The following is an 11,702-nucleotide window of genomic DNA, read 5'->3' as shown; positions in this document are numbered from 1 at the left end:
CGCGCGATTTTCGGCCGAGCCACGCTCTGGCCGCAGTCTCGACTGCCGCAGGCCGCCTCAGCGCAACAACGTGCCCCTGATCAGGCGCTTGGCCGAATCCAGGGCCGCGTGGTATTCGACCGGCGGCAGGGTCGCCGCCAGCTCGGTCAGGCCGTAGATCAGCGAGTAGATCGCTTCCACCGAGCCCGGTTTGCCGCCTCCCTCGACGATGCCCTCGATGATCTCGCGGAACGCCTGGAACCCGTCGCCGGCCTCCCCGGCGTCGACGGCGCCTTCGGCGCGGATCGCCCACTCGAAGGCGGCGAGGTCGGGGTATTCGCGCATCAGCCGGCCCGATTCGTCGAGCACCGCTTCGATCCGGTCGATCACGTCGGCGGGGCCCCCGGCGGCCTCGCGCAGCCGCGGCAGCGCGACGTCTGTTCGGGCCGCGATGGCGGCCTTGATCAGCGCCGACTTATTAGGAAAGTAGTTGTACAGGCTGGCGCTGGTCACCTCTGCCGTGCGGGCGATCTCGCGGATGGTCGCGCGCGAATAGCCCACCTCCGCCACACAGCGCATGGTGGCGACGATGATCCGCTGGCGGGTCTCCTCGCCGCTGGCGCCGATCGGGCGACCTAGCATGCGGTCGAATATAATCGGTCGATCAATTTGTGTGCCGGTTCCGCAGGAAGGTGCGCCGCATGATCGCCGCGCGGGCGCAACTGGGTCGCCCGGTGGGCGCCAGCGGCGAGGAGACCCGCGCTCGAATAATCACGGCGACCATGCGCTGTGTGGCGGAGGTGGGCTATTCCCGCGCGAGCATTCGAGAGATCGCCAAGGCCGCGGGCATGACCAGCGGCAGCCTGTATCACTATTTTCCGAACAAGTCCGAACTGCTCACGGCCACCGTCAGGGAGATCGACGAGATCGCGCTGCCACGGCTGCGCACCGCCGCGGACCGCTCCGACGACGTGGTCGAGCGCCTCGAGGCGGTGCTCGACGAATCGGGCCGGCTGCTGCGCGAGTATCCGGACCTGGCCGCGTTCGAACGCGCCATGCGCGGGCGTGCCGGTCTGAAAGGGTTGCGCGACACCATCGATCACGTCGTCCGCGACGCCCAAGCACGCAGGGCGTTGCCAACCGGCACCGATCCGGGCGCGGCGGTCAACGCGATCTACGCGCTGGCCCGCGGCCTGACGGACCGGGCGGCCAACCAAACCCCGGAGGCCTACGCCGCCACGCTGGCATCGGCCAAGAAATTGCTCAGGGGAACGCTTTTCGCGCGGCAAGCGAGTCGCCCAGCGTCCACAGCGCGACGCCGATCAAAACGAGGTCCTTGAGCAGGAATTGGCCCGGCAGCGCGGACAACACCGGGAGGCCGGCGGCGTGGGTGGAGACCACCCCGGGCGTGGTGAACAAGAAGCTCAGCGTTCCCATGAAGAGCACGACGGCAAGGGCGCTGCCCGCCGCCGACGCGCGTGGCCACACCGGTCGCAGCGCAATGAGAAGCGCCGCAACGATTTCCATGGTCCCCAGCCCGCGTGCCACCGTGGTCACGGAGGCCACGTGGTAAATCCAGCTCATCAGCGGGCTGTGCTCGATGAGCACCCGGGATTCCATCTTGACGTACTTGCCGAACCCGATCCAGGCCAGGACGACCGCCAGCCCGTAACGGCTGATCAGCTGTCCCGCACCCGTTAGCGACTCGGCTACCCGGCGCGGCGTGACGGCGGGAGACTGGGGGCGGTCGATCATCGGCAAGGGGTCCCTTCGGCGAGCTAAGTCGGCGGCTGGCAATCGTTCCCGACGAGACCACGATCGACGACCCATTTGGGTTCAGTGACCCAAACCCTCCAGCCCGGCGACGATGAGCCGCAGGCCGTATGCGAACTCCTCCTCCAGCGGAACGGGCAGGGCGTCGGCGGCCGCGACGGTCGCGGGATAGCGGGACGGATCGAGTTCACGGAAGGCGGCGGTCAACTCGGCGTCGTGTTCGACCACGGTCGATCTCGATTGCTGGATCGCAAAGCCGAGGACGTAGCGGGACAGCGTTGCGTAGGCGTGGGCGGCGACCACCGGCGGGAATCCATTGTCGAGCAGCAGCGACAGCATCAGCTCGCGCTGGGCCAATGCGTGCGGCCCCATCGGCACGTAGCCGATCAACAACGACGCCACATCCCCGTGGCGACCCAGTGCGTCAAACATGTGCTGCGCGAACGATATACAGGCCTGCTGCCAGGGCATCGCGGTCAGCGCGTCCGCGGCCAGGCCGGCCTCACCGAGCATGCGGTCGACCATCGCGGCCACCAATTCCGATCGGTTGGCGAAGTGACGGTACAGCGTGGCGGTGCCCGACCCCAGGCGCTGCGCCAGGGAGCGCATGGACAGCGCGTCGACTCCGTGCTCGTCGACGAGTCCAAGCGCCGCGGTCAGGATGCGGTCCGGCGGTAGGGCCGGGCGCCCGCGGGAGCGACGCGGGGGCTGCTCGTGCGGCTGTCCGGCGGTCAGTTGACACCCCTTCCATTTATGACGACACTGTAGCCATTAATTACGATCCGGATCAAGCCCTTGCTAGCTAGGACCTTTCGCCATGCTCCTTCCCCTGGCCCCGGAGCCGTACCAGGCTCCCACCGACCGTGACATGCTCCCTTCGGAGCGCCGCCAATTCGTCCGCACGCATCGAACTTGCGTGTTCGGTTACCGCCGTCGCAATGACGGCCCGGGCATGTCGATCGTCTACTACATCCCGACCGACGCCGACGAGCTCCTGGTGTCCACCATGGCCGGCCGTGGCAAGGCCCGCGTCGTCGAACGCGACGGGAAGGTCAGCCTGTGCGTCCTCGACGAACGCTGGCCGTTCAGCTATCTGCAGGTGTACGCGGACGCAACACTCGACGACGACCGTGACCTCGCCGTCGACGTCATGATGGCGGTCGCCGGAAGAATGTCGGGCCAACCGCTGCCCGACGACGCACGCGCGTCCGTCGAAGAGATGTGCGACCGGGAGAACCGGGTCGTCATCCGCTGCCGGCCGTACTCCAGCTTCGCAACACCGCCGCGCCACCTGCACCGCAACGACGAGGTCGACCAGTTGACCCACTGGGCGTCCGGTGTGGTCGCATGGGACGCCGCGGATCCCGCGACCGATTGATCGCTACTGGCCCGCGTAGCGATCGCGCAGCTTGGCCAGCGTCGCCTCGATGCCTTCCGCGTTGGCTTTGCGGAAACCCATCAGCTCGTAGTACTTCAGCGCGTTCTTGATCGCGCCGGCTTCGCGGTAGTCGAACGTCTCGGTGACCCGCGTCCTCGTCGGTGACAGCGACTCGAATTGCCAGCGCCAGCGGTGTCCCACGGGATGGCGCCATTCGATCAGCTCGTCCGGTTTGAGGGCCGTCACCCTGCTGGTGATGCGGTATGGCACGCCATACATCTTCATCTTCGTCGAAAACTTCGACCCCACAACCATTTCCGCCGGAACACTGATGTTGTCGCCGACCGTGCCCGATCCGTCCAGTTCGTGGTGGCGCCGCGGATCGACGGCCATCGCGTACAGCTCGGCGGCCGGCGCGTCCACTTCGACCGAGCGGCTCACCTGGCGGGGACCCGCGTCGACAACGTTGACGGTCATGACGGTCTCCTTCCGGGTATCCGGCAGCGCGAGGTCGACGCTACGCTTCGCCGGATTGAACTTTTACAACTGTTCGAACAACGACGTTCAGCGGGGAGGGTTCGGTGACCCAGTCGATTCCGGGAAGGGTGGCGCTGGTCACCGGCGCCGCGCGGGGACAAGGGCGGGCGCACGCGGTGCGGCTCAGCGCCGAAGGCGCCGACATCATCGCGGTCGATATCGCCGGGCCGTTGCCACCCAGCGTTCCCTACGATTCGCCCACACCCGACGATCTGGCCGAGACGGCACGACAGGTGACGGCCAACGGTCGAAAGGTCGTCACTTCGGCGGTCGACATCCGCGACCTCGACGCGCTGACGGCCGCCGTCGACGCGGCCGTCGGCGAGCTGGGCCGCCTGGACATCATCGTCGCCAACGCGGGAATCTGCAGTCCCGCACCGTGGGACCGGATCACCCCGCAAGCGTTCCGCGACACCATCGACACCAACGTGGTCGGCACCTGGAACACCGTGATGGCCGGCGCTCGCTACCCACACCTGCGGGGCATGCACAAACCGCTGCTGCCCGACGGAATCGCCCAGCCCGAGGACATTGCCGACGCGGTCGCGTGGCTCGTCTCGGACCAATCCCGATTGGTGACCGCCAGCCAGGTGTCGGTCGACATCGGCGTCGGCTACGTCTGACCCGTTGCCGCTATCGGTCGCGGTCAATATAGTGCCTGGCCGTGCGGGTTCTACGGTTTCTCTGGCAACGCGTGTTGGCGTTCGACCGGCTCGGCTCGCGCATCCCCCAGCTGATCCAGATATGGCTGATGGAGTTCTTCGTCGTGATGCCGTTGACGTTCTTCGTCGGCAAGGTAATCGACATCCACGGCGCGTTCGGGGTGCCCGGCACCGGCGAACCACTCGACGGCACCTTCTGGGGAGCGCTCGCCGTATCGCTGTTCTTCGGGTTCTTCTTCGTCCGCTCGCTGGTCAGGCCCCGGGTGGTGCAGGGGACGTGGACGCCGACGGTGCACGCCGACATCGGACCGATGACCGTCTACGGCGGCAACCGCGCCTGGCGGGTGACCTACCCGTACCTGACCAGTCACCCGTCCTACGCGCTGCTGTTGCTGATCACCGCCCCGATCCCCGCCGTGATGTTCGCGGCGACCACCAACCAGGGCGACAGCACCTTCTATTGGCGGGTGTGCGGCATCGTCGGCCTGATCATCATCGCCTGCATGGCGCTGGCGCGGGTATTGGCCTGGTACGTCTTCAAATTCGGTCGCCGCGAGCTCGATGTGCAGGTGCGCGGACTGCCGATCTCACCGCGGCGACTCGGCTGGGAGATCGCCTGGAAGCCGGTCCTCGTGCTGGTGTTGATGATGTACGCCATCGTCTGCCTGCCGCTGGGCGGGTTGTGGTTGAAGGAAAAGCGCACGATCGCCCGCCTGCCCCTGGTCACCGTCGCCGATGCGCAACATCCCGGCGAGTATCGGCGGCTGAAGGGCACCGTGGCCTCGACGCCCGTCTATTGGGCGCCGCGCGGCCTTGGCCGCGGCGGCAACAACTACGCGGGGGCGGGTGTGCTGGTCGACCTGAGCACCGGTGGCGAGGCGCTGCTGCTCGCTGAGTCGATGGCCGTGCCCGACTTCAAGGGCATGATGGCCGACGTTCGCGATGGCGAACTCACCGCGACGGGCAAAGTGGTCGACGCCGTCACGCCCGATCAGCGCAAGTACTACGGCTTCGAAGAGGGCGCGTTTCCCCCGCCGCCTTCCACGGGCCGCGTCGTGCTGCTGCTGTCCGAGCCGTAACCGGCGGCGCCAGGATAAGCCGGCGCCCGTATAAAGGAGTGTCATGGCGACCAACGAGTACCGCGTCAGTGGGATGACGTGCGGGCACTGCGAGGCCGCCGTCAAGGACGAGGTGGGCCGGATCCCCGGTGTCGACAGCGTGGACGTCGACGCGGGCACCGGCAGGCTCGTCGTCCGGAGTTCCCTTCCCGTCGACGCCGGCGCGGTGCTGCGCGCGGTCGACGAGGCCGGCTATCAGGCGGTCCTGGTCGCGTGACGGCGGACGCTAACACGGTCATCAACGTCGAGCTGGAAATCGGGGGGATGACCTGCGGCTCGTGCGCGGCGCGCATCGAGAAGAAATTGAACCGGCTCGACGGCGTCACCGCGCAGGTCAACTACGCCACCGAAAAGGCCGCCGTCACGCTGCCCCTGGGGTACGACGCCCGGGAGCTGATCGCGGCGGTCGAGAAGGCCGGCTTCACCGCGGCGCTCCCGCGACCGGAACCCGCCGCCGAAGCGCGGGGGCCGGCCGACGACGGCGAGCTGGCGGCGCTGCGCACCCGCCTGGTCGCCGCGGTCGTTCTGGCCGTCCCGGTGATCGCGATGGCGATGCTGCCGGCCCTGCAGTTCCGCGACTGGCGATGGGTGTCGCTGGCGCTCGCCGCCCCGGTCGTCGCTTGGGCGGGCCGCCCGATTCACGCGGGCGCGTGGGCGAGCCTCAGGCACGGCACCGCCACGATGGACACGCTCGTTTCCGTCGGGACGCTGTCGGCCTTCCTCGGCTCCCTGTACGCCCTGACGCTCGGGACGGGACACGTCTACCTCGAGGTGGCCGCGGGCGTCACCATGTTCGTCCTGACCGGCCGCTACTTCGAGAAGCGCGCCAAGCGGCGCGCGGGCGCGGCGCTGCGCGCCCTGCTCCGGCTCGGCGCCAAGGACGTCGCGGTGCTGCGGGACGGGGCCGAGACCCGTCTACCGGTCGACCAGCTGGCGGTGGGCGACGTGTTCGTGGTGCGCCCCGGCGAAAAGATCGCGACCGACGGGATCGTCGTCTCGGGATCCTCCGCCGTCGATGCCGCGATGCTCACCGGTGAGTCCGTCCCCGTCGAGGTCGGCGAGGGCGACGCCGTCACCGGCGCCACCGTGAACGCCGGGGGGCGTCTGGTTGTGCGCGCCACCCGCGTGGGCGACGACACCCAGCTGGCGCAGATGGCCAGGCTCGTCGAAGCGGCGCAATCGGGCAAGGCCAGGGCGCAACGGCTCGCGGACCGCGTCTCGGGCGTGTTCGTCCCGGCCGTCATGGTCCTCGCGGTGGCCACCCTCGCGGCATGGCTGGCCCGGGGCGCTTCCGTCGCCTCGGCGGTGACGGCCGCGCTCGCGGTGCTCATCATCGCCTGCCCGTGCGCGCTCGGGTTGGCGACGCCGACGGCGTTGTTGGTCGGCGCCGGCCGGGCGGCGCAGCTCGGCGTGCTCATCAAGGGACCCGAGGTGTTGGAGGCGACCCGCAAGGTCGACACCATCGTGCTCGACAAGACCGGCACCGTCACCACCGGCAGGATGACCCTCGTCGATGTGATCGCCGGGCCGCACGCGGACCGCGAAACGCTGCTGCGCTTCGCCGGGGCCGTGGAAGACGCATCCGAGCATCCCGTCGCGCAGGCGATCACCAACGCCGCCAAGGCGGAGCCCGGCGCCCTGCCCGCCGCCCGCGACTTCGTGGCGGTGAGTGGGCAGGGCGCGCACGGGGTCGTCGACGGCCACGCCGTCGTCGTCGGGCGCGAGGGCCTGCTGGCCGACCGGGCGCAGCATCTCGACGCAGAATTGTCGGCGGCCAAAGCCCGCGCCGAGGCCGCGGGGAAGATCGCCGTCGCCATCGGGTGGGACGGCCGCGCGCGGGGGATCCTGGTGGTCGCCGACGCCGTCAGACCTACCAGCGCCGAGGCGATCCGGCGGTTCAAGACCCTGGGACTGACCCCGGTGCTGCTGACCGGTGACGACGACCGCGTCGCCAAGCGCGTCGCCGACCAGGTCGGCATCGCGCACGTCGTAGCCGGGGTGACACCGGCCGGCAAGGTGGCCGCCGTCGAGCGCCTGCAATCCGAGGGCAGGGTCGTCGCGATGGTCGGCGACGGCGTCAACGACGCCGCGGCCCTGGCCCGCGCCGATCTGGGGCTCGCCATGGGCACGGGCACCGACGTGGCGATCGAAGCCGCGGATCTGACCCTGGTGCGCGGCGACCTGTGCGCCGCGGTGGACGCGATCCGCCTCTCCCGGCGGACCCTGCGCACGATCAAGACGAACCTGTTCTGGGCCTTCGGCTACAACGTGGCCGCGATCCCGTTGGCGGCGCTCGGGCTGCTCAATCCGATGCTGGCGGGTGCCGCGATGGCGTTCTCCAGCGCGTTCGTCGTCGGCAACAGCCTGCGACTGCGCGCCTTCGCGGGGACGATGCGTGCCGATCCTGTGGGATAGTTGATCTGGCCTACCGCGTCCTCAAGCCTGGCCGGTGGGCTATTCGCAAAGAGATTTGATTTAGCGAAGGTCACCGCCGTTGCCCCAATTCGTCGAACAGCTGTCCTTGCTGCGTGGCTGGCTGCCGGTGGCGGTGCAGGCGCTGGCGCTGCTGATCGTCGTCGGCGCGATCGGGGTGACGAGGCGCCGTTGGCGCGGCTGGGCGCTTCCGGTGGCGCTGGGCGTCGCGGGCCTGGTCACGGCGCTGTCGTACTGGTACATCACGTCGATCGGTGTGGCCGGTGACCCGGCCCCGGTGGCGCTCTGGCTGTGGATCGCGATGAGTGGGCTCGCGGTCGCGGTGCTGGCGCTGGGATGGCCGGGCGCGCGCTGGTGGCGTCGGGGCCTGGCGGTGGTTTCGATCCCGCTCTGCGCGCTGTGCGCGGCCCTGGCGTTGAACGGCTGGGTCGGCTACTTCCCCACCGTGGCGGCCGCGTGGGATCAGCTGACGTCGCAGCCCCTGCCCGATCAAATCGATCGGCTGAGGGTCACCGCGATGCAGCTCGAGGGCACCAAACCGGCCAAGGGCGTCGTGGTGCCCGTGACGATCGGCGCCGACGCGTCGCACTTCCCCCACCGCCAGGAACTGGTGTATCTGCCCCCGGCGTGGTTCAACAGCAATCCGCCGCCGCGGTTGCCGGCGGTGATGATGATCAGCTCCGCGTTCAACACCCCCGCCGACTGGCTGCGCCCCGGCGGCGCGTTCACCGCCATCGACGACTTCGCCGCGCAGCATCACGGGTTCGCCCCGGTGCTGGTGTTCGTCGATCCCACCGGCACGTTCGACAACGACACCGAATGCGTCAACGGCGCCCGCGGCAACGCTGCCGATCACCTGACCAAGGACGTGGCGCCCTTCGTCGTCTCGAACTTCGGGGTGAGCGCCGACCGGGCCAACTGGGGCGTCGCCGGGTGGTCGATGGGCGGTACCTGCGCGGTCGACCTGGCCGTCATGCATCCGGAGCTGTTCAGCGCGTTCGTCGACATCGCCGGCGACCGCAGCCCCAGCGTCGGCACGAAGGACCAAACCATCGGCCGATTATTCGGCGGCGACAGCGCCGCCTGGGCCGCCTTCGACCCCACCACCGTCATGACCCGCCACGGGCACTACACCGGGCTGTCGGGGTGGTTCGACGTTCCCTCGTCGCCCGGCCCGCACGCCGTCGCCGAGGAAGCCAACTCGGCGATCGCCGCTCCCAGCGCCGATCCCGCCGCCAACCCGGAAGGCCAGGACGCGGCCGCCAACGCGCTGTGCGACGTCGCCACCGCCAACGGGATCACCTGCGCGGTGGTCACCCAGCCGGGCAGGCACGACTGGCCGTTCGCCGCCCAGGCGTTCGCCGCGTCGTTGCCGTGGCTGGCCGGGACGCTGGGGACCCCCGGCGCCGAGCCCGTCGCATTGCCGCAGCGCGGCGGCGCGCCTCATTGACGCCGGCCGCGAGGGACCGTTACCTTTTCGAGGCTGAATTCACAGCTGACCCTCCTGTAACGAACCCGGCATATCGAAACCGGCACTGGTACCGTTCGCTGCTGTGGCGGCGGAGTTTGGCAACACCGGGGCCCGGGGTACCGGGTCGCGGGTGCCGACTTCGCACCGCAAAAGACCCACGAGGAACCGGGGCACACTCCTCATTCCGCCCTTTGGGACTGGCGCGGCACCGGAGCTGAACCGACGCCGCTTCCTCGGGGCGCTGGCCGCGGCCACCGTCGCCGGCGTCGGCGCGGCTCGCCTGGTGGTCGACCCGCAGCCCCGGACATTCGCCCAGACGCCGCCGGCGAACGTGGCAACCTCCGGTCCGACGGCGCCGTCCGCCCTGTTGCCGCCCCCGCCGCTGAGCGCCCGCATCCCGCTGCCCGGCGGCGGTGCCCTGACCAAGATCCCCGGGGAAGGCGACCTGCTCGCGCTGACCGTCGACGACGGCGTCAACAGCCAAGTGGTGCGCGCCTACACGCAGTTCGCCAAGGACACCGGTATCCGGCTGACGTTCTTCGTCAACGGGGTTTACGACTCCTGGACCGAAAACGTGGACCTGCTCCGGCCACTGGTCGAATCCGGTCAGATCCAATTGGGCAACCACACCTGGTCACACCCGGACCTGACCACCCTGCCCAAGGACCAGATCGCCCAGCAGCTCACCCGCAACGACCAATTTTTGAAGAAGACCTACGGCATCGGCGCGAAACCGTACTGGCGGCCGCCGTACGCCAAGCGCAACGCCGCCGTCGACGCCGTCGCCGCCGACCTCGGCTACACCGTCCCCACCTTGTGGTCGGGGTCGCTGTCGGATTCCACGCTGATCCACGAGGACTACATCGTGAAGATGGCCGATCAATACTTCACCCCGCAGTCCATCGTCATCGGCCACCTGAACCACCCGCCGGTCACGCACGTGTACCCGCAGCTCGTCGACATCATCCGCGACCGGGACCTGCGCACGGTCACCCTCAACGACATCTTTCTCAAAACGCCGTAGCGGTGGAGGCCCCCGATCGCGCGCGGAGGCGGCCGCGGTGCCGCGGGGGCGCTTCGGGCTGCTGGTTCGGTGTGGGTTGCCGTTGGCCGTGCGGATGGCGCCGTTCGGCTCCTAGCGGGCCATGGCGGCAAGGCGCTCGTCGAGCGTGGCGTGAAAGTGCCCGATCGCGCTCTCGTGCCGGCCAAACTCCACGAATTCGTTTGCGCCCGCGTGTAATCCGCGCTGCACACCTTCGGACATCTGGTTGTCTTCGGCGAGACCCTGTTCGATGAAGCTGCCTGCGCCCACCAGTTTCGCGGACGGGTCGGAAGAAGCGCGCTCGGCAACTTCAGGTTTCACCATCGAGTAGGTGCTCACCGTCGTGTGGCACACGTCCACCGGGTCGATCGCCACTACGGAGACCACATCGGGGAAGGTCGCCACCATGACGTTGGGGAACAACTGGTAGACGTAGGTGACCCGCGCGTCGACGTTCCAGCTCGATTCTGGACGGTCGCGGAGCCGTTCGATATTGCGGTACGGGAATGTGAGTCGGCTGTTCGGCCCGAATATTTCGACGACATTGAGGTCGTCGTATTGCACCGGGAAGAATGTGTCTCGATGCGTCGAGCGCAGGTGATAGCCCTCCAGGAACTGTTCGACAAGCACCTTCCAGTTCATCGCGCGCACAGTCGAATCCACATACACGAGCCGCTGCGCCGGCAGCAATTTGTCGCGCCATGGGCTTCCGTCGGTCAGCGCGGCCATCGAGTCGGCGTCGCCGAGGCCCGGCGGGTCGAGCGGATCGATCACGATCAGCCCGTCCACCTCGCGGCTGGGGACCTCGACCAGGCCCCGGCCCGCCGCGTCCAGGCCGGGGAATGCCTCGGGGTGCGGGACGTGCGCGAGCGAGCCGTCCAGGCGGTACGTCCAGCCGTGGTAGCGGCACACCAAAGCGTGCGAGCAGCCGGGTTGCTCGACCAGGGCGAAACCGCGGTGTCGGCACGCGTTGCGGAACACCCGCGCCCGATGATCGTGTCCGCGCACCGCGAAGAGGGGCACGCCGAAGGCGGTCCGCTCGACGTGGTCACCCGGGTTCGGGATCACCGCCGACGGCACGAAGACGCTCGGCATCGCGCGCAGCAACCGGAGTTCGTCGGCGAATCGGCTTGGGCTCAGATAGTTTTCGACCGGCTCGCGCCAGGCGTCACCCTCGTCGGTGGTACCGGCGTCGATATGGGCGAGGACGCGCCGGACGATCTCCACATCGTCGGCGAGCACCGACTTGGTCGGCAAGCTCATGCGTGTCAGTATCACACTTTGAATGTCACGCGTCAATGATTTGGTG

At 68.9% G+C, this 11,702-nt stretch carries 13 protein-coding genes; 8 read left to right on the top strand and 5 right to left on the bottom strand.

Annotated features, from left to right (window positions below):
* Positions 1-57: 57 nt before the first annotated feature.
* Positions 58-621 carry a TetR/AcrR family transcriptional regulator gene (locus AC5Y2S_RS05175; protein ID WP_499954272.1) on the bottom strand — a complete coding sequence of 188 codons (564 nt, stop codon included), beginning with the start codon at positions 619-621 and terminating at the stop codon, positions 58-60.
* A 59-nt stretch (positions 622-680) separates the two neighbouring features.
* Here AC5Y2S_RS05175 and AC5Y2S_RS05170 point away from each other — a divergent pair, with 59 nt between their 5' ends.
* Positions 681-1,319, top strand: a complete 639-nt coding sequence (locus AC5Y2S_RS05170) for a TetR/AcrR family transcriptional regulator (protein ID WP_499954271.1) — start codon at positions 681-683, stop codon at positions 1,317-1,319.
* On the opposite strand, the gene AC5Y2S_RS05165 is transcribed toward AC5Y2S_RS05170, so the two are convergent.
* Together AC5Y2S_RS05165 and AC5Y2S_RS05160 are read right to left on the bottom strand one after the other, a co-directional pair.
* Complete coding sequence (locus tag AC5Y2S_RS05165; protein ID WP_499954270.1) at positions 1,243-1,734, bottom strand: DUF417 family protein; 492 nt, start codon at positions 1,732-1,734, stop codon at positions 1,243-1,245. The two genes, AC5Y2S_RS05170 and AC5Y2S_RS05165, sit on opposite strands and share 77 nt — an antisense overlap.
* An 81-nt stretch (positions 1,735-1,815) precedes the next feature.
* Entirely contained in the window at positions 1,816-2,415 is a 600-nt protein-coding gene (locus AC5Y2S_RS05160; RefSeq protein WP_499954400.1) for a TetR/AcrR family transcriptional regulator, read from the bottom strand.
* 154 nt (positions 2,416-2,569) lie between these two features.
* On the opposite strand from AC5Y2S_RS05160, the gene AC5Y2S_RS05155 reads away from it, so the two are divergent.
* Positions 2,570-3,130, top strand: a complete 561-nt coding sequence (locus tag AC5Y2S_RS05155) for a pyridoxamine 5'-phosphate oxidase family protein (protein WP_499954268.1) — start codon at positions 2,570-2,572, stop codon at positions 3,128-3,130.
* Positions 3,131-3,133: 3 nt separating this feature from the next.
* On the opposite strand, the gene AC5Y2S_RS05150 is transcribed toward AC5Y2S_RS05155, so the two are convergent.
* Positions 3,134-3,607 carry an SRPBCC family protein gene (locus AC5Y2S_RS05150; RefSeq protein WP_499954266.1) on the bottom strand — a complete coding sequence of 158 codons (474 nt, stop codon included), beginning with the start codon at positions 3,605-3,607 and terminating at the stop codon, positions 3,134-3,136.
* A 104-nt stretch (positions 3,608-3,711) separates the two neighbouring features.
* Here AC5Y2S_RS05150 and AC5Y2S_RS05145 point away from each other — a divergent pair, with 104 nt between their 5' ends.
* The 6 genes from AC5Y2S_RS05145 to AC5Y2S_RS05120 all read left to right on the top strand — a co-directional run bounded on the left by AC5Y2S_RS05145 (position 3,712) and on the right by AC5Y2S_RS05120 (position 10,375).
* The gene (locus AC5Y2S_RS05145) at positions 3,712-4,290 is read left to right on the top strand and encodes an SDR family NAD(P)-dependent oxidoreductase (RefSeq protein ID WP_499954264.1); all 579 of its coding nucleotides are present in this window, start codon (positions 3,712-3,714) and stop codon (positions 4,288-4,290) included.
* 41 nt (positions 4,291-4,331) lie between these two features.
* Positions 4,332-5,408 carry a hypothetical protein gene (locus AC5Y2S_RS05140; protein WP_499954262.1) on the top strand — a complete coding sequence of 359 codons (1,077 nt, stop codon included), beginning with the start codon at positions 4,332-4,334 and terminating at the stop codon, positions 5,406-5,408.
* Positions 5,409-5,451: 43 nt separating this feature from the next.
* Entirely contained in the window at positions 5,452-5,664 is a 213-nt protein-coding gene (locus AC5Y2S_RS05135; protein WP_499954260.1) for a heavy-metal-associated domain-containing protein, read from the top strand.
* Positions 5,661-7,862 carry a heavy metal translocating P-type ATPase gene (locus AC5Y2S_RS05130; RefSeq protein ID WP_499954258.1) on the top strand — a complete coding sequence of 734 codons (2,202 nt, stop codon included), beginning with the start codon at positions 5,661-5,663 and terminating at the stop codon, positions 7,860-7,862. The genes AC5Y2S_RS05135 and AC5Y2S_RS05130 overlap by 4 nt, the downstream gene beginning before the upstream one ends.
* Before the next feature lie 79 nt (positions 7,863-7,941).
* Positions 7,942-9,330 carry an alpha/beta hydrolase gene (locus AC5Y2S_RS05125; RefSeq protein ID WP_499954255.1) on the top strand — a complete coding sequence of 463 codons (1,389 nt, stop codon included), beginning with the start codon at positions 7,942-7,944 and terminating at the stop codon, positions 9,328-9,330.
* 235 nt (positions 9,331-9,565) lie between these two features.
* On the top strand, positions 9,566-10,375 hold the full coding sequence (locus AC5Y2S_RS05120; RefSeq protein ID WP_499954398.1) for a polysaccharide deacetylase family protein: 810 nt from the start codon (positions 9,566-9,568) through the stop codon (positions 10,373-10,375).
* A 111-nt stretch (positions 10,376-10,486) separates the two neighbouring features.
* Here the strand turns inward: AC5Y2S_RS05120 and AC5Y2S_RS05115 are convergent, their stop codons facing one another.
* A complete protein-coding gene (locus tag AC5Y2S_RS05115) occupies positions 10,487-11,656 on the bottom strand; it encodes an aromatic ring-hydroxylating oxygenase subunit alpha (RefSeq protein WP_499954253.1) in 1,170 nt (389 codons plus the stop codon).
* Positions 11,657-11,702 lie beyond the last annotated feature (46 nt).

This window comes from Mycobacterium sp. NGS69, assembly GCF_059812165.1.
The sequence above is the reverse complement of the archived record's forward strand: the minus strand, read 5'-3'. Positions and strand labels throughout refer to the sequence as shown.

Bases quoted from the DNA above. Each gene is read 5' to 3' on its own strand.
- AC5Y2S_RS05115 (WP_499954253.1), bottom strand. From the start codon at position 11,656: ATGAGCTTGCCGACCAAGTCGGTGCTCGCCGACGATGTGGAGATCGTC.
- AC5Y2S_RS05150 (WP_499954266.1), bottom strand. From the start codon at position 3,607: ATGACCGTCAACGTTGTCGACGCGGGTCCCCGCCAGGTGAGCCGCTCG.
- AC5Y2S_RS05170 (WP_499954271.1), top strand. From the start codon at position 681: ATGATCGCCGCGCGGGCGCAACTGGGTCGCCCGGTGGGCGCCAGCGGC.
- AC5Y2S_RS05175 (WP_499954272.1), bottom strand. From the start codon at position 621: ATGCTAGGTCGCCCGATCGGCGCCAGCGGCGAGGAGACCCGCCAGCGG.
- AC5Y2S_RS05165 (WP_499954270.1), bottom strand. From the start codon at position 1,734: ATGATCGACCGCCCCCAGTCTCCCGCCGTCACGCCGCGCCGGGTAGCC.
- AC5Y2S_RS05135 (WP_499954260.1), top strand. From the start codon at position 5,452: ATGGCGACCAACGAGTACCGCGTCAGTGGGATGACGTGCGGGCACTGC.
- AC5Y2S_RS05155 (WP_499954268.1), top strand. From the start codon at position 2,570: ATGCTCCTTCCCCTGGCCCCGGAGCCGTACCAGGCTCCCACCGACCGT.